The organism is Flagellimonas sp. CMM7, from assembly GCF_021390195.1.
GTDB lineage: Bacteria > Bacteroidota > Bacteroidia > Flavobacteriales > Flavobacteriaceae > Flagellimonas.
Genome location: NZ_CP090003.1, coordinates 1,163,148 through 1,189,238, shown reverse-complemented (window position 1 = coordinate 1,189,238; position 26,091 = coordinate 1,163,148). Strand labels below are relative to the sequence as shown.

24 protein-coding genes are annotated in these 26,091 nt (G+C 37.5%); 18 read left to right on the top strand and 6 right to left on the bottom strand.

The window, feature by feature from the left end:
* The first annotated feature begins 99 nt into the window (after positions 1-99).
* The 11 genes from LV704_RS05435 to LV704_RS05385 all read left to right on the top strand — a co-directional run bounded on the left by LV704_RS05435 (position 100) and on the right by LV704_RS05385 (position 11,001).
* Positions 100-2,475, top strand: a complete 2,376-nt coding sequence (locus LV704_RS05435; RefSeq protein WP_163421360.1) for a heavy metal translocating P-type ATPase metal-binding domain-containing protein — start codon at positions 100-102, stop codon at positions 2,473-2,475.
* A gap of 12 nt (positions 2,476-2,487) precedes the next feature.
* A complete protein-coding gene (locus LV704_RS05430; protein ID WP_233782150.1) occupies positions 2,488-2,943 on the top strand; it encodes a hypothetical protein in 456 nt (151 codons plus the stop codon).
* 58 nt (positions 2,944-3,001) lie between these two features.
* Positions 3,002-3,211 carry a cbb3-type cytochrome oxidase assembly protein CcoS gene (gene ccoS / locus LV704_RS05425; protein WP_163421361.1) on the top strand — a complete coding sequence of 70 codons (210 nt, stop codon included), beginning with the start codon at positions 3,002-3,004 and terminating at the stop codon, positions 3,209-3,211.
* Positions 3,212-3,213: 2 nt separating this feature from the next.
* Positions 3,214-5,406, top strand: coding sequence for a cytochrome-c oxidase, cbb3-type subunit I (gene ccoN / locus LV704_RS05420; protein WP_163421362.1), 2,193 nt, complete (start codon positions 3,214-3,216; stop codon positions 5,404-5,406).
* Between the two features lie 2 nt (positions 5,407-5,408).
* On the top strand, positions 5,409-5,594 hold the full coding sequence (locus tag LV704_RS05415) for a CcoQ/FixQ family Cbb3-type cytochrome c oxidase assembly chaperone (protein WP_163421363.1): 186 nt from the start codon (positions 5,409-5,411) through the stop codon (positions 5,592-5,594).
* Between the two features lie 4 nt (positions 5,595-5,598).
* Entirely contained in the window at positions 5,599-6,549 is a 951-nt protein-coding gene (locus tag LV704_RS05410; protein ID WP_163421364.1) for a cbb3-type cytochrome c oxidase N-terminal domain-containing protein, read from the top strand.
* 76 nt (positions 6,550-6,625) lie between these two features.
* On the top strand, positions 6,626-8,035 hold the full coding sequence (ccoG, locus tag LV704_RS05405) for a cytochrome c oxidase accessory protein CcoG (RefSeq protein WP_163421365.1): 1,410 nt from the start codon (positions 6,626-6,628) through the stop codon (positions 8,033-8,035).
* Between the two features lie 11 nt (positions 8,036-8,046).
* Positions 8,047-8,493: a FixH family protein gene (locus LV704_RS05400; protein WP_163421366.1), complete on the top strand. Its 447-nt coding sequence runs from the start codon at positions 8,047-8,049 to the stop codon at positions 8,491-8,493.
* Positions 8,494-8,496: 3 nt separating this feature from the next.
* The gene (locus LV704_RS05395; protein WP_163421367.1) at positions 8,497-9,207 is read left to right on the top strand and encodes a sulfite exporter TauE/SafE family protein; all 711 of its coding nucleotides are present in this window, start codon (positions 8,497-8,499) and stop codon (positions 9,205-9,207) included.
* Positions 9,208-9,217: 10 nt separating this feature from the next.
* Entirely contained in the window at positions 9,218-10,492 is a 1,275-nt protein-coding gene (locus LV704_RS05390; protein ID WP_163421368.1) for an acetyl-CoA hydrolase/transferase family protein, read from the top strand.
* 11 nt (positions 10,493-10,503) lie between these two features.
* Positions 10,504-11,001 (top strand): ClbS/DfsB family four-helix bundle protein, encoded by a 498-nt coding sequence (locus LV704_RS05385; RefSeq protein ID WP_163421369.1) that lies wholly within the window; start codon positions 10,504-10,506, stop codon positions 10,999-11,001.
* 82 nt (positions 11,002-11,083) lie between these two features.
* Here LV704_RS05385 and LV704_RS05380 read toward each other — a convergent pair whose 3' ends face one another.
* Positions 11,084-11,905, bottom strand: coding sequence for a universal stress protein (locus LV704_RS05380; protein WP_163421370.1), 822 nt, complete (start codon positions 11,903-11,905; stop codon positions 11,084-11,086).
* 17 nt (positions 11,906-11,922) lie between these two features.
* Complete coding sequence (hemN, locus tag LV704_RS05375) at positions 11,923-13,281, bottom strand: oxygen-independent coproporphyrinogen III oxidase (protein ID WP_163421873.1); 1,359 nt, start codon at positions 13,279-13,281, stop codon at positions 11,923-11,925.
* 157 nt (positions 13,282-13,438) lie between these two features.
* Here hemN and LV704_RS05370 point away from each other — a divergent pair, with 157 nt between their 5' ends.
* Positions 13,439-15,286, top strand: a complete 1,848-nt coding sequence (locus LV704_RS05370) for a CBS domain-containing protein (protein ID WP_163421371.1) — start codon at positions 13,439-13,441, stop codon at positions 15,284-15,286.
* Between the two features lies 1 nt (position 15,287).
* The gene (locus LV704_RS05365; RefSeq protein ID WP_163421372.1) at positions 15,288-16,484 is read left to right on the top strand and encodes a succinylglutamate desuccinylase/aspartoacylase family protein; all 1,197 of its coding nucleotides are present in this window, start codon (positions 15,288-15,290) and stop codon (positions 16,482-16,484) included.
* Between the two features lie 52 nt (positions 16,485-16,536).
* Here LV704_RS05365 and LV704_RS05360 read toward each other — a convergent pair whose 3' ends face one another.
* The 3 genes from LV704_RS05360 to LV704_RS05350 all read right to left on the bottom strand — a co-directional run bounded on the left by LV704_RS05360 (position 16,537) and on the right by LV704_RS05350 (position 19,162).
* Positions 16,537-17,259: an energy transducer TonB gene (locus tag LV704_RS05360; protein ID WP_163421373.1), complete on the bottom strand. Its 723-nt coding sequence runs from the start codon at positions 17,257-17,259 to the stop codon at positions 16,537-16,539.
* A gap of 105 nt (positions 17,260-17,364) precedes the next feature.
* A complete protein-coding gene (locus tag LV704_RS05355; RefSeq protein ID WP_163421374.1) occupies positions 17,365-18,075 on the bottom strand; it encodes a DUF2490 domain-containing protein in 711 nt (236 codons plus the stop codon).
* Positions 18,076-18,202: 127 nt separating this feature from the next.
* Entirely contained in the window at positions 18,203-19,162 is a 960-nt protein-coding gene (locus tag LV704_RS05350) for an ROK family protein (RefSeq protein ID WP_163421375.1), read from the bottom strand.
* Positions 19,163-19,354: 192 nt separating this feature from the next.
* On the opposite strand from LV704_RS05350, the gene LV704_RS05345 reads away from it, so the two are divergent.
* The 4 genes from LV704_RS05345 to LV704_RS05330 are packed head-to-tail and all read left to right on the top strand — an operon-like array spanning position 19,355 to position 24,983.
* Entirely contained in the window at positions 19,355-20,146 is a 792-nt protein-coding gene (locus LV704_RS05345) for a universal stress protein (RefSeq protein WP_163421376.1), read from the top strand.
* A 22-nt stretch (positions 20,147-20,168) separates the two neighbouring features.
* Entirely contained in the window at positions 20,169-22,007 is a 1,839-nt protein-coding gene (locus LV704_RS05340; protein WP_163421377.1) for an SLC13 family permease, read from the top strand.
* 16 nt (positions 22,008-22,023) lie between these two features.
* On the top strand, positions 22,024-23,652 hold the full coding sequence (gene pckA / locus LV704_RS05335) for a phosphoenolpyruvate carboxykinase (ATP) (protein ID WP_205597867.1): 1,629 nt from the start codon (positions 22,024-22,026) through the stop codon (positions 23,650-23,652).
* Positions 23,653-23,663: 11 nt separating this feature from the next.
* A complete protein-coding gene (locus LV704_RS05330) occupies positions 23,664-24,983 on the top strand; it encodes an ATP-dependent 6-phosphofructokinase (RefSeq protein WP_163421378.1) in 1,320 nt (439 codons plus the stop codon).
* Between the two features lie 45 nt (positions 24,984-25,028).
* Here LV704_RS05330 and LV704_RS05325 read toward each other — a convergent pair whose 3' ends face one another.
* On the bottom strand, positions 25,029-25,541 hold the full coding sequence (locus LV704_RS05325) for a hypothetical protein (RefSeq protein ID WP_163421379.1): 513 nt from the start codon (positions 25,539-25,541) through the stop codon (positions 25,029-25,031).
* A gap of 248 nt (positions 25,542-25,789) precedes the next feature.
* Here LV704_RS05325 and LV704_RS05320 point away from each other — a divergent pair, with 248 nt between their 5' ends.
* Positions 25,790-26,089: an HPF/RaiA family ribosome-associated protein gene (locus LV704_RS05320; protein WP_163421380.1), complete on the top strand. Its 300-nt coding sequence runs from the start codon at positions 25,790-25,792 to the stop codon at positions 26,087-26,089.
* Positions 26,090-26,091: the final 2 nt, after the last annotated feature.

The following is a 26,091-nucleotide window of genomic DNA, read 5'->3' as shown; positions in this document are numbered from 1 at the left end:
GGTACAAAATTAAGCCTAAAGTATTGAACAAGAACTGATAAATGTCATGTTTTTAAAACAAATTGTGTCACAATTTTGTCTTGGGTAAAGCAAATGTAAATGGCGAACACGAGATGTTATCATTGTGGTGATGATTGTAATCGCACAAAGGTTCTTTTTGATGAAAAGGAGTTTTGTTGTAATGGTTGCAAAACAGTCTATGAGATTTTTACTTCAAACGGCTTATCCAATTTTTACGATATAGAAGAGAGAGCCGGCACGGCTCCTAAAGAAATTCGACAAAAATATGATTTCCTTGATAATCAGGAGATTGTTGAAAAACTGGTAGAGTTTAATGAAGAAGGGGTGCAGGTGGTCAATTTGAGCATTCCATCCATTCATTGCAGTTCTTGTATTTGGGTATTGGAAAACCTAAATCGTCTGCATTCTTCTATTTCGAGTTCACAAGTTGATTTTCCAAAAAAAACCATTCGGGTCACCTATAAAATTGAAGATTTTTCATTGAAAGGCCTTGTACTGTTATTGAGTGCCATAGGTTATGAGCCTTACATTTCTTTAGAGGAATACAGCAAGAAAAACACCAAGGTAGACCGCTCACTCATTTATAAACTTGGTGTTGCTGGTTTTGCCTTTGGTAATGTAATGCTATTCTCTTTTCCTGAGTATTTTGAGGTGGAGGAGTTTTGGTTGGATCAGTACAAATTGGTGTTCCGTTGGTTAATGTTTACTTTTTCGCTGCCAGTGGTATTCTATGCTGGACAGGATTATTTTATTTCAGCATATAAAGGACTGCGTTCTAAAGTATTGAACATTGATGTTCCCATAGCATTGGGAATTCTAACCTTGTTCTTAAGAAGTACCGCAGATATTATTTTTGACTTGGGCTCTGGTTTTTTTGATAGCCTGACGGGATTGGTTTTTTTCCTTTTATTGGGGAAGTTTTTTCAACAAAAGACGTATTCATTTCTCTCTTTTGAACGGGATTATAAATCCTATTTTCCAATTGCGGTAACAAGGTTAACTACAAATGGGGAAGAAGAAAACATTCAAATTTATAAGATTAAGGCTGGTGATAGGCTCTTGATTAGAAATATGGAAATTATTCCTGTAGATAGTATTTTAGTAAAAGGTAATGCAGAAATAGATTACAGTTTTGTAACCGGAGAATCCAATGCGGTTTTTAAACAATCAGGAGAAAAGCTTTTTGCAGGAGGAAAACAACTCTCTGGAGTTTTAGAAATTGAGGTTGTAAAATCGGTTTCACAAAGTTATCTCACCCAATTATGGGGGAATTCAGTTTTTGGAAAAGATAAGATTACTACTTTCCAAACATTGACGGATAGTATTGGAAAACGGTTTACCATTGGAGTTTTGAGTGTAGCTATACTTTCGACTACATTTTGGTTGTTTTACATGCCAAGTATGGCTCTTAATGTTTTTACGGCGGTTCTTATCATTGCTTGTCCTTGCGCAATTGCTCTTGCAGCTCCATTTACGTTGGGTAATATGCTTCGAATATTTGGCAAGCATAAATTCTACTTAAAAAACACAAATGTTATAGAGCGATTATCAAAAATTGATACTGCTATATTTGATAAAACAGGCACTATAACAACTACAACAAAAGATGCCATCCTGTATGAAGGAATTGAGTTGACCGAAGCGGAAACCGCATTGCTGAAAACTACATTGCGGGCATCCAATCATCCATTAAGTAGGTCATTGTATGAGATATTAAAGTCCAACGCCATTATGACCCTTGATGAATTTCAAGAGCATACCGGAATGGGAATAGAAGGAAAATTGAATGCTCATACCATTAAGGTGGGCTCTGCCAGTTACATTGGAGAGTCTATGCCAAACGCTATATCCGATACAGCGGTTTACATTAGTTCTGATGAAGACTTTAAAGGGAGATTTGTATTCAAAAACGAGTATAGGGATGGGGTGGAAGAGCTTTTTGTCACCTTGGGCAAAACCATGAATATTGGAATACTGTCTGGTGATAACGATGGGGAAAGAAAACAGTTACAGGAAATACTCCCCTCTAAAACTAATTTGCTGTTCAATCAAAAGCCCAAGAATAAACTGGATTATATAAAGCATCTCCAAAAAGACCACAGTGTGCTTATGGTAGGAGATGGACTTAACGATGCCGGTGCATTGGCCCAAAGTAACGTAGGTATCTCCATTTCTGAAAACATCAATGTTTTTTCACCAGCTTGTGATGCTATTTTAGATGCTTCAAACTTGAGGAAACTTCCCATTTTCATGAAGTTATCCAGAAAATCCATACAGGTCATAAAACTCAGTTTCCTTCTCTCATTATGCTATAATGTTATTGGATTATATTTTGCTGTTACCGGTCAGTTAGAACCTGTCGTTGCGGCAATACTTATGCCTTTGAGTTCAATCAGCATAGTGATTTTTACGACGTTAATGACCAATATAATTGGGAAAAGATTAAAGCAATAAACCTTGATGATCTTGGCAAAAAAAATATTTGGGAATTTTAAAAATATGGTTGAGTCAAACTTGTTGGCAATCAGCATAGGGATTATCTATTTGTGGTTTGGAGGGTTAAAGTTCTTTCCAGCACTGAGTCCGGCAGAAAGTTTGGCTAAAAACACAATTCATGAATTAACGTTTGGCTTTATTTCTGATTCCTTGTCAATAATGCTTCTTGCTATTCTAGAGGTGGGAATAGGTGTTTTATTGTTACTCAACCTATGGAGAAGAACTATTGTTGTCATTGCTCTTTGTCATATGGCATTGACATTTACGCCTTTACTGTTGTTCCCTTTGGAGTCATTTCAAGAACCGCCATTGGTTCCAACACTTCTAGGGCAATACATTGGTAAGAATTTTGTCATAGTTGCAGCCTTGATAACTATGGTAAAAAAAGTGCCTTTGAAAAATAAAAGAATTAATAACAAAAGCTGATATATGTCATTTTTTTCGCAAGAACGGCAATGTAGTTTTACGCTTAATTAAACCAGGTATGAGTGTTATATATGTGTTATTGGCCATAAGTATTTCAGTTGCGCTGGTCTTTTTTGCTGCCTTTGTCTTTTCGGTCAAAAGAGGGCAGTATGATGATGCATACACACCATCTGTCCGCATGCTTTTTGAGGATGAATTACTACCTGATTTAGATACAAAAGAACTAGAAAACAAAGAAATCGAACTAACTAAAAGTACAAACCAATAAATATGGAAATACAACAATTTAGCTACGATAATAAAATCGTACAAAAGTTTTTATATGCCACCATGCTATGGGGTGTTGTTGGAATGCTGGTAGGACTTCTACTGGCATTTATGTTTTTGTTTCCCAATATCACGGATGGTATTTCGTGGTTGAGCTTTGGACGACTACGTCCGTTGCACACCAATGCCGTAATTTTTGCATTTGTGGGGAACGCTATCTTTGCCGGGGTCTATTACTCCACCCAACGATTGTTAAAAGCAAGAATGTTCAGTGACTTTCTGAGCAATTTTAATTTTTGGGGTTGGCAATTGATCATTGTAGCGGCTGCCATTACGCTGCCTTTGGGATATACTACCTCCAAAGAATATGCAGAATTGGAATGGCCCATAGATTTAGCTATTGCGGTAGTTTGGGTCGTTTTTGGCTGGAACTTGATTGCAACCATCTTAAAAAGAAGACAGCGCCATCTTTATGTTGCAATATGGTTTTACCTAGCAACATTTGTTACCGTGGCGGTACTGCATATTTTTAATAGTCTAGAGTTGCCTGTCGCGGCCTTGAAAAGTTATTCTGTATATGCTGGCGTGCAAGATGCTTTAGTACAATGGTGGTATGGGCACAATGCTGTGGCCTTCTTTTTAACCACACCATTTTTGGGATTGATGTACTATTTTGTTCCCAAAGCGGCCAATAGGCCTATATACTCATATCGTCTGTCCATTGTCCATTTCTGGTCACTGATATTCATTTATATCTGGGCAGGCCCTCACCATTTGTTGTATTCTTCCCTACCGGATTGGGCGCAAAACCTTGGGGTTGTTTTCTCTATTATGTTGATTGCTCCATCTTGGGGTGGTATGATCAATGGATTGTTGACTCTAAGGGGTGTTTGGGATAAAGTACGAACCGATGCCACTTTAAAATTTATGGTTGTTGCCATCACAGGTTATGGTATGGCCACTTTTGAAGGCCCTATGCTATCCCTTAAAAATGTGAATGCCATTGCTCACTTTAGTGATTGGATTATTGCCCACGTACACGTTGGAGCTTTAGCTTGGAATGGGTTCTTGACCTTTGGTATGATATACTGGTTGGTTCCCAAAATGTTTAAGACAACGCTATACTCAAAAGGGTTGGCAAACCTGCATTTCTGGATAGGGACATTAGGAATTATTCTGTATGCATTGCCTATGTATGTTGCAGGGTTTACTCAAGCCCTAATGTGGAAAGAATTTAATCCAGATGGATCATTGGTTTACGGAAATTTCTTGGAAACCGTTACTCAAATTATTCCTATGTACTGGATGCGTGCCATAGGAGGTACTATGTTTCTTGTGGGGATGTTGATTATGGTCTACAATGTCATTGTTACCATTAGAAAAGGAAGTTCAGTAGAAGATGAATTGGCTGAGGCACCTGCCTTGACAAGAGTTTCTAAAAGAAGAGTTTCTGGCGAAACATTCCACAATTGGTTAGAGCGTAGACCGGTTCAGCTTACAATTTTGGCAACAGTTGCCATTTTAATAGGGGGAATTATCCAGATTGTGCCAACCATCTTGGTAAAATCCAATATTCCTACCATTACCAGTGTAAAACCATATACGCCTTTGGAACTTGAAGGACGAGATTTATACATCCGTGAAGGCTGTGTGGGCTGTCACTCCCAAATGATCAGACCTTTTAGAAGTGAAGTGGAACGTTATGGAGAATATGCCAAAGCAGGAGAGTTTGTCTATGACCATCCATTCCTTTGGGGAAGTAAAAGAACTGGACCTGATCTATTGCGAATTGGAGGAAAGTACTCTGATAATTGGCACCTGAATCATATGTATGATCCGCAAAGTACATCTTCGGGTTCAATTATGCCAGCTTATCAATGGTTGGTAATCAATGAACATGATAGAAGTGCCACACAAAGTAAAATGGAAGCCATGGTTAAACTGGGCGTGCCTTATACGGATGAAGATATAGCCAACGCACCGCAGTCAATGGCGGAACAAGCTATACAGATTGAAAAGAACCTATATACTGATCCCGAATTTGAAAAGACTTATGAGGCGGACAAAAAATATGCTCAAGAAAATGGAGAGGATTTTGTAGAAATGAGAGATAGGGAAATTGTTGCATTGATTGCTTACTTGCAACGATTGGGGACAGACATTAAGATTAAAGAAACAATATCTCAAAACAAATAGCCATGTTGAAATTTGTAAAAAGCCATATGGAAAGTATAGAAGGGATTGCAAGTTATCCCATGATATCCTTATTAATATTCTTCGTGTTTTTTGTGCTGCTGTTTTGGTGGGTGTTTACGGCCACAAAAGCACATATAAAAGAGATGGGAGAATTGCCTTTAGATAACGATCAACAAAACAAACTATAGCATTATGAGCACAAGAACACCTTGGTGGATACGTATTCCACTGCTATTCTTCATCATCTTCGGATTAATGGAATACTTTATAGATTCTGGTGAAAAACCAGCTATTATCGAATATCCAATTACGCAGTTTTTTATGCTAATGGTATTGATGATATTAATTGCCATAGAACTAATTTTAAGTTCTATTGAAAATGTAATGTTTCAAACCCTTTCACCAGAGGCAAAAGAGCGTTATTTGGAATCCAAAAACAAGAAAAGGCAATGGACATGGGCCAACAATATGTACAAACGCCTGACCAAAACAAGGGAAATAGAAAAAGAAGGTGAAATAATCCTAGATCATAATTATGATGGAATTAGGGAGCTGGACAATGTCTTGCCACCTTGGTGGGTTTATCTTTTTTATGCTACTATCATTTTTGGAGTTGTATATCTGATACGTTTTCATGTTGCTGGCGATTATGATCAAAAACTAGAATACGAACAAGAAGTTGCAGCCGCTAAAATTGCAATAGATGAATACAAAAAAACAGCTAAGGATTTAGTAGATGTAAATACCGTGGAGTTTTTGTCGGAAGCTGCAGATTTAAGTGCTGGAGAAAAGATATTTACCACCAGTTGTGTAGCTTGCCATATGGCTGATGGAGGAGGGGGGATTGGTCCCAATTTAACAGATGAATATTGGATTTTGGGCGGGGGCATAAAAAATGTCTTTAATACCATTTCTGAAGGTGGAAGAGACGGTAAGGGTATGATCGCTTGGAAACAAAGTCTAAAACCCCTGGAAATGGCTCAGGTGGCCAGTTATATATTAACCTTAGGTGGTACAACTGCTGCCAACCCAAAAGCACCTGAAGGAGAAATTTGGATAGATCCAGACGCTCCTGAATCAGAAGAAACAAAAGAAGCGCCAATGGAGCAAGTTTCTGATTCTACTGATGTGGCAATGAACTGATACAGTTGTAGCACCTTCATCTCGAGTGCAGTCGAAAGAAGAGGTGAGAACAAATAAGAGCTAATAATAAATTGCAATGGAAGAGAATTTTAGGGATTCCATAGGAACGATAGCTGAAGATGGGAAAAGGGCTTGGATTTTTCCTAAAAAGCCAAGTGGACGGTTTTTTAAGTACCGAAAATATGTAAGCTATGGACTCTTACTCTTTTTAATTGCTTCGCCTTTTATTAAGATAAATGGCAATCAGTTTTTAATGTTCAACGTACTGGAAAGAAGGTTCAATATCTTTGGGTTTCCTTTCTGGCCACAAGATTTTCATCTTGTTGTGGTTTCAATGTTGGCAGGTGTAATTTTTGTTGCTCTTTTTACGGTTGCTTATGGACGAATTTTCTGCGGATGGATGTGTCCACAAACTATTTTCATGGAAATGGTCTTTCGTAGGATTGAATATTGGATCGACGGTGATCGTGGAGCACAAATGCGATTGGACAGATCCCCTTGGAATGGTAAAAAGATTAGGAAAAGAGTGTTGAAATGGACTATCTTTTTTATCATTTCTTTTTTGATTGCAAATGTTTTTCTTGCCTATCTAATTGGAAGCGATAAATTGATTAGATATGTTTTTGATGGGCCAATGGCACATTTGGGAACGATGATACCATTGTTGATTTTTACTGCGGTCTTCTATTTTGTGTTTGCATGGTTTCGTGAACAAGTATGCATTATAGCTTGCCCGTATGGAAGACTTCAAGGAGTGCTCTTGGACAACAAATCCATCGTTGTGGCATATGATCATAAACGTGGGGAGGGAGATAACGGACGTAAAAAATTCCGAAAAAATGAGGATAGGGACGCCTTGGGTCATGGAGATTGTATAGATTGTTTTCAATGTGTAAATGTTTGCCCAACAGGAATAGATATTCGTAATGGAACCCAATTGGAATGCGTCAATTGTACGGCATGTATTGATGAATGCGATCATATTATGGATAGCATTCAAAAACCTAAAGGATTGATTCGTTACGCAAGTGAAGATGAAATAAACAAAAAAGCGAAATTCAAATTTACGGTCAGAATGAAAGGGTATACTGCCGTGCTATTTGTTCTAACCGGTATTTTAATAGGCATGCTTTTCCTAAGAAATGAGCTGGAAGCAAATATTTTGAGGTTACCAGGGCAGTTGTATGAAAGAAAGGCAAATAATGATATCAGTAATGTATACACCTATAAATTAGTGAACAAAACGTCTAAAGATGTAGATAGTGTTAGCTTTAAGTTATTGTCTCATAAAGGAAGAATTAAAATGGTATCCCAGAATGCCTTCAAAGTACCGGCAGAAGAAATTGCTGAAGGAACTTTGTTTATAGAAATCAATAGCTCTGCGTTGACCGGAGATAAGGATAAGCTGAAAATTGGAGTTTATAATGGGGAAAAACTTATTGAGACGACCACAACTCAATTTTTGGCACCAAGAAGTTACCATTAAAACATAATACAATGAAAATAAATTGGGGAACAGGAATAGTATTGGCTTTTGTAGCATTCATTAGTTTCATATTATATTTTGTAATAAGAATGAGCACTGATAATAGCGCCAATCATGATTTGGTTACTGAAGAGTATTATAAACAAGAACTAGCATATCAAAACGAAATAGATGCATCTAAATCCGCATTGGAGATGGAGGCAAAACTAAAATTCGTAAAATCTAAAGAGGGAATAACCATTTTTTTTCCTGAGAGGTTCGACCCTAAACAAGTTAAAGGAATAGTGTCCCTTTACAGACCGTCTAACAAGCATTTGGATATTGACTTTCCTATAAGTTTGTCCAAAACACATTTGCTCATACCTGACAATAGCTTGGTGGACGGTCGCTGGGACATTACTGTAAAATGGCAATATCAAGGTAAAACTTTTTTACATAAAGAGAAATTAGTCTATTAGAATATGTTGTTATCCGCAATGGTATTGGGGTTTTTGGGAAGCTTGCACTGTTTGGGCATGTGCGGACCCATTGCTTTTTTACTTCCATTGGACAGGGATAATGAAGTTAAAAAAGCAACGCAGCTTTTTATTTATCATACCGGTCGACTGCTTGCATATGGGATAATCGGAGTGCTTTTCGGTTTTTTGGGTAAGAGTCTGTCCATTTTTGGTATGCAACAAAAATTGTCCATTGGTGTAGGAGTGGTCATGATTCTTTTGGTGATTGTTCCAGGTAAATACTTTAATCAATACAGTCTTTCAAAACCCATATACGCTGTTTTGGGAAAAGTGAAATCAAAACTTGGTGAAGAACTTAAAAAGAAAACTCCAGATGCGTTTTTAACCATTGGTTTTCTAAATGGATTTCTACCCTGTGGGCTGGTTTATATGGCGTTGCTGGGTGCTGTAGCTTTTGGAAACCCATTGCAAGGAGGTTTATATATGGTTTTGTTCGGTGCAGGAACCATTCCGTTAATGAGTTTGGTCGTTTATTCTAAGGGTTTTTTTAGTAACCCCATCAAATCAAAAATAAAAAAATTGATTCCCGTATTTGTGATGCTCGTAGGAGTGTTATTTATTGTCAGGGGCCTTGGGCTGGGAATTCCTTATGTTTCACCCAAAGCAGCTCCGGCTGATACAGTATCAGCAACTATAGAATGTCATCAACCATAAATAATTATAAGTGAAAATAACATCAGCAGAAGAAGTAGTAAATGTGGTTAAATCAGGTGACCGTGTCTTTTTACAAGGGGCGGCCATGACCCCCAATGAACTTATTAATGCGCTATGTGAGCGCTATAAAGAGTTAAATGATGTTGAAGTTATTTCAATTCATACAGAAGGGGATGCCAAATACACCCAAGAACCATATACCAAAGCCTTTACTTTGAATTCTTGCTTTGTGGGAGGGAATGTAAGGAAAAGTGTAAATACACCTGATGCTGGATACATTCCTATATTTTTAAGTGAGATTCCATGGTTGTTCAAAAGAAACATTTTGCCATTGGATGTTGCCATTGTTCAAGTCTCAAGCCCAGATAAACATGGATATTGTTCTCTTGGAGTTTCTGTGGATGTTGCCCTACCTGCCATTAGAACCGCGAAAAAGATTATTGCCCAGATCAACCCCTTTGTTCCAAGAACGCATGGGACAGGAATAATACATATTGATCAAATTGAATACGCTACTGAAGTAAATAGACCTATTCATGAACATGAAGCAGGGGTTATTTCAGATCTAGAACATAAGATAGGAGCTAATGTGGCCTCTTTAATTGAAAATGGCGCCACATTACAAATGGGCATCGGCAACATTCCCAATGCTGTACTTGATAATTTGAACAACCATAAACGTTTGGGTATTCATACTGAGATGTTTTCTGATGGTGTACTGCCACTGATTGAAAGTGGCGTGATTACCGGGGAGGAAAAAGTAGTGAAGAATGGAAAGATTGTAAGTTGTTTTGCCGTAGGCTCTAGAAAACTATATGATTTTATTGATGACAATCCCATATGTGATTTTAGGGATTCTGGATATACAAATGATACCGCCAGGATAAGGAGGAATCCAAAAGTGACTGCTATAAATAGTGCCATTGAGATTGATTTGACCGGACAAGTATGTGCTGACACCATTGGTAGCTATCAATTTTCTGGAGTAGGAGGTCAGATGGATTTCATTAGAGGAGCCTCCCTTTCAGATGGGGGTAAGCCCATTTTTGCCATGTCATCGGCAACTAAAAAAGGAACTTCTAAAATTGTTCCTTTCTTGAAAGAAGGTGCAGGCGTAACTACCACTAGAGCCCATATCCATCATGTTGCTACAGAGCATGGGGTGGTGAATCTTTATGGGAAAAATTTACAGCAGCGCGCCCGGGCGCTAATTTCAATTGCTCACCCGGACCATCAAGAAGTCTTGGAAAGGGCTGCATATGAAAGATTTAATGGACGTGGATAAAGTAATGTAAAATGCCAAGACCTAAGACAAAAGAAGCGTTATTGGAGGTGAGCCTTGCCAATTACCAAAAACTGAACAATTTTATTGACTCTTTTTCCAAGACAGAACAAGAGAAAGATTTTCCCAAAGGTACAATGAACAGAAATATTAGAGACGTTTTGGGACATCTGCATCATTGGCATTTAATGTTTTTGAATTGGTATGAGGTGGGAATGAAAGGAGAGAAGCCCAGTATTCCTGCGGAAGGGTATAATTGGCGTACACTACCTGCCTTGAATAAGAAAATCCATGAAAAGTATATGAGTTTAGATTTGGATAAGGTGAGGGAAAGATTCAATACCTCTCATGCCAAAGTAACGAACTTAGTGGTTAGTCATTCCAATGAAGAATTGTTTGTACGCAAATATTACGGATGGACGGGAAACAACGCAATGGGAGCTTATATTATTGGAGTTTTATCAAGCCATTACGATTGGGCCCATAAACTAATTAAAAAGGCTAAAAAGTAAAATGTAAAAAGAAAGGGAAGCTATCAACAGTTTCCCTTTCTTCTTTAATTGCATAAAAAAACAAATCAAAAAATGCAATCAATCAAATTTTAAAAGTTATTACCGGGGTATTGGAATGGTTGGCTATATCCTCACCAATGCTTCCCATAAAAAAGTGCGACAATCCTTTTCTACCATGTGTAGGAATTCCAATAAGATCCGCTGCAATAGTCTCACTGTAATTTAGAACTCCCTTTTCAACAGTATAGTCATTGTAGATTTCGACTTCCAGTCCTAATTTGGCAATATTCAGAAGTTTTGAAATTCTAGTATAGGTGTCTTCCGTGCTTAAGAATTCATCTCCTGGTGTATTGATATATACAGGATGTAGTTTCGATTTAAAAAGTTTTGAAATCTCGACAGCCTTTTTTAAGGCTGGAACATTTTCTTCTTTAAAATCACATGCGAAAACGAATCGATCTGCTTGAAACTTTTCAATATCACCTTTAATGACTAAAACAGGAATTTCTGAGCTACGCACCACACGTTCTGTATTGGAACCTATAAAAATCTCTTGTAACCCATCAGTACCATGAGACCCCATTACAATTAAATCCGCATTATGTTTTCTGGCTATCTCATCTACCTCACTAAAAACTTTATAATGTTTTATAATAGGAGTCATTTTTATCCCTTTGAGATAAGGCTTGTCCAGAAAATCAACAAATCGCTGTTCTCCCATTTTTATTAAGTGCACCACTTGTTCTTGTGCAACATAACCAGACTCGCTCATGATGGAGGGAGAAAGCTCCAGCATATGTAATATGAATAGTTCGGCATCTTGCTGCTTTGCAATGTCTGCCGCTACTTTTAGGGCTTTTTCTGATTGTTCTGAAAAATCTATAGGTACTATGATGCTTTTCATTTTTTTAGATTTAAGGATTAAACGGTCATAGAGAACAAACGTGTCTCTGGTTTTTTTCGATGTAATTTTAAGTCAAAGGCCATGCTTATATTTCTAATAAAAGGCCTTCCCTTTTTGGTCACTTTAATTTGATTTGCTCCTATTTGAACCAAACCATCAGACTCAAGTTCAGATAAGTTTTCAATAATTTTTTGAAAATCGTTTATTCTTGTTTCGCCCAATTCCCAACTTGTTTCAAACTGGCACATAAGATTGAGAATATGTTTTCTTATGATCTGATCTTCTTCAGTTAAAATATGACCTCTAAAAATTGGGATAACGCCATGAGAAACCAAATGTTCATACTCTTCTATACTTTTTACATTTTGTGCAAACCCGTACCAACTATCTCCTATGCTTGAGGCTCCTAAGCCTATCATTAGATTTGTTTTGGATGATGTGTAGCCCATGAAATTTCGGTGTAAAGCCCCATTTACCATAGCAGTATGTAAACTGTCCGTGCCAAGGGCGAAATGATCCATACCAACATCTTTGTACCCAAAACCTGTAAGCATTCTCTTCCCTAATTCATATTGACTTTTTTTCTCGTGGGAAGTAGGTAAATCGGTTTCCTTATAGCCACGTTGGCCATTTCCTTTCATCCAAGGAACATGAGCGTAACTATAAAAGGCAATTCTATCTGGCTTAAGGCTATTGGTCTTTAAAACGGTTTCCTTAACATCATCAATATTTTGAAAAGGAAGGCCATAAATAATATCATGTCCAACAGAGGTATACCCTATTTCTCTGGCCCATTCCGTTACTTTTTTTACGTTTTCAAAAGGCTGTATCCTGTTAATGGCCTTTTGAACAGTTTCATTATAATCTTGCACGCCAAAGCAGACTCTTTTAAACCCTACATCAAAAAGAGCCTGCAAGTGCGCTTTTGTTGTGTTGTTTGGATGCCCTTCAAAACTAAACTCAGGGTTTTCGGCTGTTTTTCCATGCCTAAGAATTCCATTTATAAGGAATTTTAGGTGCTCAGGGGAGAAAAAAGTAGGGGTGCCTCCACCAAGATGTATCTCTTTTATCGTTGGTTTAGAACTGAACAATTCGCAATACAGCTGCCACTCTTTAAGTACTGTTTTTATGTAAGGCAGTTCAAGTTCATGTCTTTTTGTAATTCGTTTGTGGCAACCGCAGAAGGTGCACATGCTTTCACAAAACGGTAGATGAATGTATATACTTATTCCATCCTCTGGATTCTCTTGAAAAGCCTTTAAAATGCTTTCCTTCCAAAGTTTGCCAGAGAAACTCTCTAGGTCCCAATAAGGAACAGTGGGATAACTGGTGTACCGAGGGCCTGGTACGTTATATTTTTGAACAAGTTCACACATAACAGTATAATGATATAGGTCAAAATTAGCCTTGGACATTAATAAAAAACATGATAATTATCAGTATAGCTGCAAATCTTGCATATGACAAGTATCATATTTTAAGTTTTAGGCACTTCGTAGTTTTATTTCATACTAAAACATCTAGTTCTTAAACATGGGAGAGCATATTGCCAAAAGCAAGTTTGATCAGGCAGAACGTAAAGCATTTGTGCAACATTTGCTTAATGACATTAAAGCTCTGGAATTACTTCTGGAGCAAGATTTGATTGAGGATGGCATTGTAAGAATAGGTGCGGAACAGGAAATGTGTTTAATGGACGATGAGTTTAGGCCTTCCGGAAAATCTCTTGATGTATTGGAAAGTGTTGACGATTCCCATTTTACAACAGAATTGGCGAGCTATAATCTTGAAATAAACTTGGATCCATTTGAACTGAAGAATGATTGTTTTTCGAGAGTTGAAGAACAGCTAAGAACATTGCTCAACAAAGCAAAAACCAAAGCAAATGAACTTGGAACAAATATCCTGTTAACAGGAATCCTGCCAACCATTAGCAAAAATGAATTAGGAATAGATTTTATGACCCCTATTCCACGATATTATAAACTCAATGAAGTTTTAAAATCTTGCAGAGGAGACCATTTTTCTCTTAAAATAAGGGGAGTGGATGAATTGACGCTTCGTCATGATTCTGTACTTTTTGAAGCTTGTAATACCAGTTTTCAACTTCATTTGCAGATTCCTCCCAATGATTTTATCAAGAGTTATAACTGGTCCCAGGCCATTGCTGGACCAGTCTTGGGGATTTGTTGTAATTCTCCGCTCTTAATGGGCAGGGAATTATGGAAGGAGACTCGCATAGCGCTGTTTCAACAAAGTTTAGATACCAGAAAATGGAGTTATGCATTAAAGGAGCAAGTTGCTAGAGTAGGTTTTGGTAGCCATTGGCAGAAAGATTCTGTAACGGAAATCTTTAAGGAAGATATTTCCAGTCATCGTATAATATTGACAAAACCTATAGAAAAAAACTCATTGCAGGCTTTTGAAAATGGCACTATCCCAAAATTAGAGGCATTAAACCTTTTCAACGGAACAGTGTATCGCTGGAACCGCCCTTGTTATGGGGTTGGTAATGGAAAACCCCATCTACGTATTGAAAATAGATATATTCCTTCAGGCCCTACTGTGATAGATGAAATTGCCAATTTCGCATTTTGGGTAGGTCTCATGGCAGGAAGGCCCAAAAAGTTTGATGATATATCCAGTTTTATGGATTTTGAAGAGGCAAAACTGAATTTTATTAAATCTGCGAGAACGGGCAGACAAACTGTACTTTCTTGGTTAGGAAAGCCGACAACTCTTAAAAAGTTGATTATTAATGAATTCCTGCCAATCGCATATGAAGGTTTAAAAAAACATAATGTTGAGGTTAAGGATATTAACAGATTGCTTGGAATAATAGAGGCTAGAACTAAGAAAGGAACTGGAGCAGAATGGCAAGTTGAAAACTTTAGAGGTTTAAGAAAACAAATGAAGCTGGACAGTGTTTTGGTGGAGTTGACAAAAGCCATGTATGCCAATCAACAATCCAACAAACCAGTACATACATGGCCATCTGTAAAAGAAGCAATCAAACCAAAAGAGACCTTTCAATGGGTGGGGCAAATTATGTCCACAAAACTCATGAAGCTTTATGAGGATGATTATGTCAATTTGGCCATGTCCATAATGCAATGGAACAATATTCATCATATCCCTGTTGAAAATGAAAAAGGAGAATTGGCAGGCCTTTTAACTTGGAGTCATATTGAGGGCTTGGACAAGAACCAAAAAAAAAGAAATTCCAGGGTTTCTGACCTTATGATTAAAAAAGTGGTGACGGTGCAACCAAGAACTAAAATAGAAACCGCAAAAAAGTTAATGGATGATTATCAAATTGGTTGTTTACCTGTTTGCGTAGGCTCCAATTTGGTGGGCATCATCAGTAAAGTAGATATGTAACATGTCAAAAGTGTATAGCACAGCTCTTGATGAAACATTGGAAATAGAGCGAATTATAGACCATTTAAAGGGTGATAAAAATGGCCCAACCGTAGTCTTTTTTGCAGGGATACATGGTAATGAACCTGCCGGAATATTTGCGCTTAAACATGTTATGCGCGAATTGAAACTTCAACAAACGTCCATTCTAGGCGAAGTTTATGCCATAGCTGGAAATCTAAGGGCATTGGAAAAAAATGTTAGATATCTTGATAAAGACTTGAACAGGATTTGGTCTCCAAAAAAAGTTGATTATATCCAACAAAAAAAGAAGGACCTTATAGATGATGAAAACGAGTTGTTTGAATTACATGAGTTATTGAATGAAATACTTAGGAACAGTGCTTCTCCTCTTTATTTTATAGATCTGCATACAACCTCAAGCGCAACATCCCCCTTTGTAGTGTTAAACGACAGCCTTTTGAATAGAAAGTTTGCCTCTAATTATCCGCTTCCCATTGTTTTAGGGATTGAGGAGTATTTAGAAGGTGCTCTCTTGAGTTTTATTAATGAATTGGGTTATGTTTCTCTAGGGTATGAGAGTGGTCAACATGATGAGATAAGTGCTATCAAAAACTGTATTGATTTTATCCATTTTACCTTAGGGCTTACAGAGTCCGTTGGCCTATCTAAAAATGAGATGACCATTCTCAAAAACACGGTTTTAAAATCAGGCAAAGTATCCAATAAATTTTATGAAATCTACTATCAGTATGATATAAAAAAGGGTAATGATTTTAAAATGTTACCTGGGTTTGTCAATTTTCAAAAAATACCAAAAGGAAAAGATGTTGCCCTGGACAATAATTGCATTTTAAAAACAAAAGGGAACAGACAAATTTTCATGCCTCTATATCAGAATCAGGGCAGTGAAGGTTTTTATTATATAAGGTCAATTCCTACAATACTTTTATGGGCTTCAAAAGGACTTAGAAAATTAAAGGCGGATCATCTTTTGGTGAAGTTTCCCGGTATTAAATGGGAATCGCTTAAAAAGGATGCCATGTTGGTTGACCAAAGGGTGGCAAGGTTTCTAGCTAAATCTATTTTTCACTTACTTGGCTATAGAGCCAGACAGTTTGATAAAACACATTTGGTGGTTAAAAGCAGGGAAATTGCTTCCAAGAATGAAGAATACCTAAACACAGGTTGGTTTTAAATATAAAAGGTGGTTCATTGATAACCATGAACCGCCCTTTTTCTTTAAAGGTTTATTGCAATACAAAATTTATAGGAATAGCATATTTTACCTTAACCGGTTTTCCACGTTGTATTCCAGGTTTTACAGTCGGTAAAGCGGCAATGATGCGTGCTGCTTCTTTTTCCAACAATCTATCGGGCCCTCTTTTTTGAATGTTTTTCACTCTTCCTTGAGAGTCTATTACAAACTGGACATATACCTTACCTGATATTCGCATTTCAAGGGCTGTTGGTGGATATTTAAAGTTTTTTATGATGTGTTCTTGTACTTTCTTGCTAAAGCAAACCTTACGTTCCTCCTCCGTTTGTAAATTTTCACACCCTGGGAATACGGGAACATTTTCAATGACTGCAAAAGGGACAATCTCCTCTTCCTCTACCTCTTCCACTTCTACATCATCTACGCTGATGGCATCTTCAATATAAATTTCTTGACTACTTTCCGTACTTTCAATAACCGTTTCTTCTACGTCCTCAACGTCTTCCACGATTTCAATTACATCTGGTGCGGATGGAGGCGGTGGGGGAGGTGTAGTTTTTACAATTTCAGTTATGGGAACATCTTCTTTAAGATCATCCGTTACCTGAGCTATTTCCAAAATTTTGGATTCTTTCTCGTATGTCTTCACTTCAAATGATTGCCATGTCACAAACAGTATAGAAGTAAGACCTATCATAAAATAGAGACCGCTATTGCGCCCTATATCTGCGTTTGGGTTCTTTTTTGGTTTCATGACTTTTCTTATTTAACTGATATAAAGTTAGATAGGACAAGTATCAAAAAATATGATAATAATCAGTTCAGGTGGTTAACTAACCTTTTAGAAAGTTGAACTGTTTTAGTCGACAAGCTCGGCGATATCCCTTTTTGTGAATTCAGTTTTAAAGGTCAAGGACATTCTAACAACATCATGGTCATCATTTTTAAAATGATTTTTTAAATACCCGATATCTATTTTAACTGATGGGGAAAGTGTTTGTCCCAAACCGATATAGAATCGGTTCTGATTGAACAAAGGGTCTTCTAGATTTAAAAAGAGTTCATTAAAAGATTTAAGGTGAACATTTTTATAGATAGGTTTAACATATTGGAGGCGGTACCTTAACCTATTGTTCATACGTAGGTCATCAGCGCTTTTTTTCCATCGTGTCTCTAATCGCCATCTATGGGAAATAATGTTTCTTTTAGATTTTGATTTTAAAGTGTACTGCTCGTAAACCCAAAACTGGGTTGCATTTTTAAAGTCTTCAGACCCGGTATAGTTTTTTGAGCTTAAAAAGGCAACACCTGTAGTAAAGATTGATGATTCATTTAATTGATACGATACCCCAGTTCTTATAAAGGCAAATTCATACTTTTCAAATAGATCATGATGTCTAAGAATCCCAACAATGGGAATGCTCCACTTTTCATGTATTTTGTTATTGCCATGAAGAACAAGCCATGAGCCAGACCGGTTTTCGGTGTTGGTTTGGGTGTAGGAGATGGTGGTACTTAAAAAGAATGCTACAAAAAAAAGAAAACAAGGAAATCGCTTAGCGCATCCCATACCAAGTAGCTTTGAATATTGATGTGCAAAGTTTTGCTTTTACTGGTGTAAAAAAGTATGATACTTGTCAGCTTTGGAATTTAACCGGAGAAATTTGTATTAATAGAGACGGTGAATTTGAAGGAAACTAGGGTTTTTTAATTTCCCAAATAAGGGCAGCTGCTCCGCAGATAGCGGCTGTTTTGCCGTCCATGCCAGATTCCAATAATTTGACCTTGCCTTTGTACACTTCTAAAAGGTACTCGTTGAAATATTTTTCAAGGGGTTCCATAATCCACTTTCCGCTATTGGTAAGGCCGCCCATTAGAATAAAAGCTTCTGGCTGGGTAAAAGCAGTAAAGTTTGCTAAGGCCTGTGCCATCATCTTTGCCGTATAATCAAACGCTTTTTGGGCAATAACATCTCCTTCTTCGGCAGCTTTTGTGATGTCTTCCCCATGTAAATCGTTATAAGCAACGCTTCTAAATTTGCTGTCTACCAGATACTTGCTCAGCATATACATAATGGTGCGTTTTAATCCTGTAGCGGATACGTAAGCTTCCAATCCTCCACGTACACCTAGTCCTGTTAATCTGCCATCTCCTATTGTCATATCCACATGCCCCAATTCGCCAGCAAAACCATCATAACCATCGATCAACTGCCCATTGGCAACAATACCTGCACCAAAGCCCGTACCTAAGGTTATTACAATGAAATCTGTCATTTTTTTTCCTCCTCCAAAAAGCATTTCACCTAAAGCTGCAGCACTTGCGTCATTCATAATTCGCATTGGCATATTCATCCTTTCTTTTAACTTTTCAAGAATGGGTACGCTACCTTTCCAAATTAAATTACTGGCACTTTCTATAGTTCCTTTTTTACTGGATGCATTGGGAGCCCCAATTCCGCACCCCAAAATATTTATTTTTTCATCTATATTTTCGATGAGCTCATCTGAAACACTTTTTATTTTATCTAGATAGTCATCTAAACCTGGAAATTCTCTGGTTCTGAAAAATGTCTTGACATGACACTTTCCATTTTTGTCTACCAAACCAATTTTAGTTTTAGTACCACCAATATCTATTCCTACAACAATATCCATGTTTCAGAGAGTTTTGTAACTGCACTTAAAGATAGCCAATATGAACACAATTTTCCAGCTGGTAAGCATGAAAAAAGCAATAGTGAGGTGTTTTGTTCTGCTAAAAGTTTAAAAACTGATTTCTGTCATATTTTAGGTCATGGGCCAGATCTAATTTTGAACTAAAGATTTTAATCATTTAAATTTTTAGGTATGAGTAACATTGATAAAATTTTAGTTCCATTTGACTTTTCCGAGGCATCTATTAATGCTCTAGAATATGCAGTCAGTTTTGTAGGCCCAAATAGACATATTGACATTCTTGCACTCTATGTATCAGCTATGCCTACGGTAGAATCTGAAAAACATACGCTAAAAGCTGACTTCAATAAAATTGCAAAGTCCTTTAAGAAAAAGACAAAAACTCCTCCTGTATTTATTACCGCTGAGGGAGAGGTTATTGAAACAATTCTTGCTGCACAAGAAGAACATAAAACCCAACTGATTCTAATGGGCACGATGGGCGATAAAAGTACGGATGAGGCCATAACCAATACATCGAGGTTAGTGTTGGAAGCTAATTGTCCGGTCATATCTGTCCCTTTCGGATGTTCAATTAAGGAACCCAAAGACATTGCCTTGGTCATGGGGAATGAGAAAATTGATGATAAGGAAGTATTGAAAACACTATTGGATGTTGCCCGTACTTTTAATGCCAGAGTTCACGTATTGACCATCTATAAAGAATCTGTTTATGAAGAGGAATCAGTCGTTGACAGCACAGAGAACCTGTTAGAGTATTATTTAGAGCATTTCTATGTGGAGCATGCTTTTAGCAAAAATCAAGATGTAGAAGAAGGGATTTTAGACTACATCAACAAGAAAAGCATAGACCTTTTGGCAATTTTGCCAAGAAACCACACAAGATTGAGTTCTCCTTCAGAGGGGCGTTTAACAAAGCTGTTGACCTTGCATTCAGAGATTCCGGTTTTAACCTTGGATTGATGACTACTTCAATGATACAGCTATGTTCACACTACTCGTAATACTTGGTATTACAATAACCTTGTTTATTTGGGGAAAATTTCCACCCGACGTTGTGGCACTAATGTCCATGTTAACACTGTACCTGACCGGGATATTGGATGTCAAAGAAACGCTTAGTGGTTTTAGTAATACCACCGTAATCATGATTGCCGCTCTGTTTATTATTGGAGAGGGACTTTCAAGAACAGGTTGGACCGCTCTTGCTGGCCAGCGTTTTGTAAGCTGGGCAGGTAGAAGTATTCCAAAACTATTGGTCATTGTTACTTTGGGAGCAAGTGTTCTTTCTGGCTTTGTAAGTAACACGGGAACGGTAGCTGCTTTACTTCCGGTTACAGTTTCTGCAGCTTGGAGCGCTGGTACGTTACCATCAAAATTATTAATGCCTGTTGCTTTTGGGTCCAATACAGGGGGTTTGCTGACTTTAACGGGAACACCGCCCAATATCATTGCGAGCAATACTTTGATTGAGAATAACCTTGATGGGTTCTCATTTTTTGAATTTGGATTAATAGGCTTGCCGCTGTTGATAATTGCCATAGTATATTTTAGATATATCGGATATCGTTTGTTGCCCAAACGCCAAACCAATGAAAGACCTGCGGATATTGATGCCGAAATGCACAAATGGATCTCAAGTTATAGTATTGGTGATAATCTTTATCGATTGCGTATTCGTTCCATGTCACCCTTAATCAATACCAAAATGGGTGATTGGAACTTTGAGTCAGATCATCAAATAGCCGTGATGCGTTTGAAACGTAGGCACCCAAGTCCATTACAACAAAAAGTACCGCAGTTTGTGGAACTTCCAGAGCCTGATACTGAGATGAGATATCATGATATCATTACAGTAAAGGGTACCCCTGAAGATGTGGATAAATTGGTTCTAAAATTTAGTTTGGGTGTTATTCCCACAACCGCAGAAAAAGACACTTTAAAAAATGAGTTGATCAATCAGGAAGTTGGTATGGCCGAAATGCTTATAACGCCAAATTCAATTTTTGTTGGAAAAACTATCAATTTGGGCAATTACCTAAAACGTGCAGGGGTACAGTTGCTAGCAGCTTCAAGGAATAACCGTCCACTTACAGGTAAGATAAAAATAGAAGCCGGGGATGCTTTCGTAATAAGAGGGCCATGGGAAAATATTGAAAACCTAAAGTCACTTTACGAGAATGTTGTGATTTCTGGTAGTCCAGAAGCATTATCTAAAAATGTTGCAACTCTAAGTACACGAAGTTATATCGCCATGGGTACTCTAATCTTGATGATACTCCTCTTGGTGTTTAAAGTTTTCCCTGGTGCAATAACAGCATTGATATGCGCTGGTATTATGTTGTTGACTCGATGTGTGCCCATATCAAAAGCGTATAAGGGAATTAGTTGGACCAGTGTGGTAATGATTGCTGCGATGATACCTATGGGAACGGCTTTGCAGAAAACAGGAGTAGCCGAAATGGCAGCCAACGGCTTGGTAGAAGCGCTGGGAAGTATACATCCAACGGTTCTTTTAGGTGGTATCTTTTTATTGACAACGGCTTTTAGTCAGACAATAAATAATTCAGCAACTGCGGTTTTGATGGCGCCTATTGCCTTATTGGCTGCAACATCTCTAGGTGTTTCGCCAAAACCTTATTTGATAACCGTTGCCGTTAGCGCATCAACTGCATTTTTGACTCCAGTAGGGACTACTACCAATGCAATGGTAATGTCTTCTGGTGGATACAAGTTTATGGATTATATAAAAGTGGGAGGACCACTCCTCTTACTGTTCTTTATAGCAACTCTAGTATTGGTTCCATTGATATGGAGCTTTTAATCTTAAAACAATAAACATGGAAAAAATTATGGAAAAATCAAAAACTTTAGAAAAGTATGGCCTTAAAACGGAGCATATACATTGGAACTTAGATGCTGAGACCATACAGGAAATGACTGTTGAAAAAGGATTGGGTACAGAAACTGAAAATGGTACATTATGCATAAACACAGGTAAGTTTACAGGGCGTTCCCCAAAAGATCGTTTTTTGGTCAAAGATGACTACACTAAAGATACAGTTTGGTGGGGTAGGATCAACAAGCCAATCTCACCGGAAAATTTTGAAGTACTTCATCAAGGTCTTGTAAATTACCTTTCGGATAAAGAAGTTTATGTGAGGGATGCTGCGGTTTGTGCCGATCCTAAATATAAAATGAACGTACGTACAATCACAGAATATCCTTGGTCCAATTACTTTATCAAAAACATGTTCTTAAGACTTTCGGAAGAAGATTTGAAAGACTTTGAAGAGGAATGGTTGGTATTGTGTGCTCCTGGATATTTAGCGCCAGACCCAAAGGCCGTAGGGATTTTGGATGGTAACTTTTCAATTCTCAACTTTACCAAGAAAATTGCTTTAGTGGGCGGTTCAGCGTATACGGGGGAAATGAAAAAAGGGATTTTCTCTGCGTTAAACTTGATTTTACCAACTGAAAAGAATGTATTGCCCATGCACTGTTCTGCCAATGTTGGTGAAGACGGGGACACTGCTATTTTCTTCGGACTTTCTGGTACAGGAAAAACAACTCTATCTGCAGACCCCAACAGAAAACTTATTGGGGATGATGAACATGGTTGGACAGCCGAAAACACCATCTTTAATTTTGAAGGAGGTTGTTATGCCAAGGTTATTGACCTTACTGAAGAAAAGGAGCCAGATATTTACAGGGCGATAAGACCGGGAGCTTTATTGGAAAATGTTGTTTTTAAGGAAGGAACAAAGGAAGTGGATTACTTTGATAGCACTATTACCCAAAATACACGAGTAAGTTATCCTATAGAGAATATTGATAATATTCAAGTGCCTTCTTATGCCTCAAACCCAAAAAATATCTTTTTCTTAACCTGTGATGCCTTTGGTGTTTTGCCTCCAGTGTCTAAATTAACACCTGGTCAGGCCGCCTATCATTTTATTTCTGGGTATACGGCGAAAGTTGCCGGTACAGAAGCGGGTATTACAGAACCAGTACCATCTTTTTCTGCTTGTTTTGGCGAACCATTTATGCCATTGCATCCAACGGTATATGCTGAAATGCTAAGCAAAAAAATGACAGAAGCAGGGGTTAATGTTTGGTTGATCAATACTGGATGGAGTGGTGGTCCTTATGGAGTCGGTTCTAGAATTAAATTAAAATATACCAGAGCAATGATTTCAGCAATTTTGGAAGGAGAACTGGAAAAGGTTGATTTTGATGCACACCCAATTTTTGGATTGCACATGCCAAAGTATTGTCCTGGAGTTCCAACAGAAATATTGGATCCCATGAATACATGGTTACAAAAAGGGGCATATGTGAGTAAAGCAATACAATTGGCACACTCGTTTCATATTAATTTTGATAAGTTTGCTAGTCAAGCATCAGAAGAAATATTGAATGGAGGCCCTCTAATTGATTCTCATCACAGCTTAAATGAACATTTTTAATTTCAAATTAAGTGAGCAATAAAATCGAATTCCAAATAGAAAATTTAGGAGTTCCTAAATTTAAATCTCCCCTTCAGTTGAGTACTGTTAGGGGAGATAATATCTTCACTTTTATAAGTGAAACGGATAAATTGGTTTTTGATACTTCTTTAGAAGGTTATGTACAATGTATTGCCAATAAAGAAGAGCCTTTGTGCCTTGAAAAGGCAGGTCCAAGACAAAACATACATTTTGAACCAAAAAACTTCAATGCCGGAATAGTTACTTGTGGTGGACTCTGTCCCGGTATTAACAATGTGATTCGAGGAATTGTAATGGCACTACATTATTTTTATGATGTCAAAAAGATTTTGGGAGTCCCATATGGCTTTGAAGGATTAAACCCAGCAATGGGTCATGGTTTTATAGAGCTCACTCCAGACAAAGTAAAGGATACCCATCAGTTTGGTGGGACAATTTTAGGTTCTTCAAGAGGAGCACAAGACGTTTCTCTAATGGTTGATACTTTGGTTGAGAATGACATTCAAATGCTCTTTACTATCGGAGGCGATGGTACCCTAAAAGGGTGTAATGCCATTGGCGAAGAAATAATGAGAAGAGGTTTGGATATTAGCGTTGTTGGAATTCCTAAAACAATAGACAATGATGTCGATATTATTGATAAATCTTTTGGTTTTGAAACAGCGTTTGACATTGCAAGTCCAATTTTAAAGGACGCGCATAATGAAGCCCATGGAGCTTATAATGGTATTTCGATTGTAAAGTTAATGGGTAGGGACAGTGGTTTTATTGCCGCATCTGCGTCGCTGGCAATGCCCGTAGTAAACTTTGTGCTTGTACCTGAGATGGATTTTAGCCTTTATGGTGAAAATGGTTTCCTAGAAGTTTTAAAGAATAGATTAGAGGCCAAACATCATGCAGTTATTGTGGTGGCAGAAGGGGCAGGGCAACATCTTTTTGAGAAGGATGAGGTTGTGACCGATGCTTCAGGAAATGTTCAGCACGATGATATAGGTCTATTCTTAAAGCAAAAAATAACCGAATACTTCTCTGAGGTTTTTCCTGTGACCATCAAGTATATTGATCCAAGTTATATTATTAGAAGTGCCGCAGCAAATTCTGGTGATAGTGTGTTTTGTAGTAGCTTGGCGTACCAAGCGGTGCATGGTGCAATGAGCGGAAAAACAAAATTTGTTGTCGGCAAGGTCAACAACAAATTTGTTTATTTACCTATTTCTGCCGTTGTTTCCAAAAGAAAGAAAATTGATTTGGAAAGTGGGTTTTGGTTTGCTGTTTTACAGAGCACAGGTCAACCGTTTTCAATAAAATAAGAGATTTACGCAACTACATCTTTTAAAGGGTTGACTGTGGAATTTTTACTTCCGGGTATCTAGAACAAGGTTCATCTTGGTAATGGCTTCTTCTACATAGAATTGTATGCTTTCAGATGCTTTGCCACCTGAAATTCCATCTACGTCATCCGTTTGGGATGAGCCACCACTGGAAGTAGCCATAATTACTGTCTTGTTATTGAGCTTTTTGGAAACGCCCATGAACTCAACAATATCTGGCGGAGGATTCCATTTTTCCCAAGTATGAATCAAAAAGATTCCCTCATAATTTTCTGGATTTATTTTATTTAGATCAGAAATATCCACAAGGCTGAGGTTATAATTGTTTTTGTAATGATCTAGTATTCCATGACCAATTTTTTCAGGAAAGTTTCCTTCAGTACAAGCAATAAGAAGCTTGGACTCCAACTCTGGGTTGTTTATCTCAAATGATTCTACTTTAGCCAAGGAAAATTCTTGATTGTACCAGACTGCAAAAAGTAAAGAGAGACCAATTGCAAATAAGATGAAAATCAAAAATTCTTTAAGATTTTTCATTGCTTTTAGTTTAGAAAGACGCCAAATAGATAAGGCTTAAAATTCTGGGTAAAATTATTGTGTCTTTGTCGTTTTATAAATGATATAGGTCATGTTCGGTGTTCTGTATGTGAAGATGAGGAAACCTTGATGGGTTTTTGGTTTGAAGAGAGCTCTGGATCATGAACAATCCATAAATACTGACAAATGTCATTTTATTCCTTTAGTCAGGGATCTAGTTTTGATGTATAATAAAAAGTAAATCTGTTATGGTAGTAAATATTCAGTATCAAAAAATGGAAGTCAGTGAATCTTTGAACAAGATTTTACTAAAGAAACTTGATAAACTTGGGTGGAGATACAGTTGGGTTATTAATGCCAATGTACTTTTTAAGATTGAGAATGATAAAGCTGGGGAAGATAAAGTTTGCGAGATAGAACTTAGTGCTCCCGGACCTAGACTTTTTGCAAAATCCAGAACAAACAATTTTGAGAAAGCAATGGTTGAAACAATTGAAGAACTGAAAAGACAGTTAGAAAAAAGGCAAAGCGTGTTTGTGAGACATTAGCC

Excerpts from the sequence above, each read along its gene's own strand:
- LV704_RS05435 (WP_163421360.1), top strand. The coding sequence starts at position 100 with ATGGCGAACACGAGATGTTATCATTGTGGTGATGATTGTAATCGCACA.
- ccoS (WP_163421361.1), top strand. The coding sequence starts at position 3,002 with ATGAGTGTTATATATGTGTTATTGGCCATAAGTATTTCAGTTGCGCTG.
- ccoN (WP_163421362.1), top strand. The coding sequence starts at position 3,214 with ATGGAAATACAACAATTTAGCTACGATAATAAAATCGTACAAAAGTTT.
- LV704_RS05415 (WP_163421363.1), top strand. The coding sequence starts at position 5,409 with ATGTTGAAATTTGTAAAAAGCCATATGGAAAGTATAGAAGGGATTGCA.
- LV704_RS05410 (WP_163421364.1), top strand. The coding sequence starts at position 5,599 with ATGAGCACAAGAACACCTTGGTGGATACGTATTCCACTGCTATTCTTC.
- ccoG (WP_163421365.1), top strand. The coding sequence starts at position 6,626 with ATGGAAGAGAATTTTAGGGATTCCATAGGAACGATAGCTGAAGATGGG.
- LV704_RS05400 (WP_163421366.1), top strand. The coding sequence starts at position 8,047 with ATGAAAATAAATTGGGGAACAGGAATAGTATTGGCTTTTGTAGCATTC.
- LV704_RS05395 (WP_163421367.1), top strand. The coding sequence starts at position 8,497 with ATGTTGTTATCCGCAATGGTATTGGGGTTTTTGGGAAGCTTGCACTGT.
- LV704_RS05385 (WP_163421369.1), top strand. The coding sequence starts at position 10,504 with ATGCCAAGACCTAAGACAAAAGAAGCGTTATTGGAGGTGAGCCTTGCC.
- LV704_RS05380 (WP_163421370.1), bottom strand. The coding sequence starts at position 11,905 with ATGAAAAGCATCATAGTACCTATAGATTTTTCAGAACAATCAGAAAAA.
- hemN (WP_163421873.1), bottom strand. The coding sequence starts at position 13,281 with ATGTGTGAACTTGTTCAAAAATATAACGTACCAGGCCCTCGGTACACC.
- LV704_RS05370 (WP_163421371.1), top strand. The coding sequence starts at position 13,439 with ATGGGAGAGCATATTGCCAAAAGCAAGTTTGATCAGGCAGAACGTAAA.
- LV704_RS05365 (WP_163421372.1), top strand. The coding sequence starts at position 15,288 with ATGTCAAAAGTGTATAGCACAGCTCTTGATGAAACATTGGAAATAGAG.
- LV704_RS05360 (WP_163421373.1), bottom strand. The coding sequence starts at position 17,259 with ATGAAACCAAAAAAGAACCCAAACGCAGATATAGGGCGCAATAGCGGT.
- LV704_RS05355 (WP_163421374.1), bottom strand. The coding sequence starts at position 18,075 with ATGGGATGCGCTAAGCGATTTCCTTGTTTTCTTTTTTTTGTAGCATTC.
- LV704_RS05350 (WP_163421375.1), bottom strand. The coding sequence starts at position 19,162 with ATGGATATTGTTGTAGGAATAGATATTGGTGGTACTAAAACTAAAATT.
- LV704_RS05345 (WP_163421376.1), top strand. The coding sequence starts at position 19,355 with ATGAGTAACATTGATAAAATTTTAGTTCCATTTGACTTTTCCGAGGCA.
- LV704_RS05340 (WP_163421377.1), top strand. The coding sequence starts at position 20,169 with ATGTTCACACTACTCGTAATACTTGGTATTACAATAACCTTGTTTATT.
- pckA (WP_205597867.1), top strand. The coding sequence starts at position 22,024 with ATGGAAAAAATTATGGAAAAATCAAAAACTTTAGAAAAGTATGGCCTT.
- LV704_RS05325 (WP_163421379.1), bottom strand. The coding sequence starts at position 25,541 with ATGAAAAATCTTAAAGAATTTTTGATTTTCATCTTATTTGCAATTGGT.
- LV704_RS05320 (WP_163421380.1), top strand. The coding sequence starts at position 25,790 with ATGGTAGTAAATATTCAGTATCAAAAAATGGAAGTCAGTGAATCTTTG.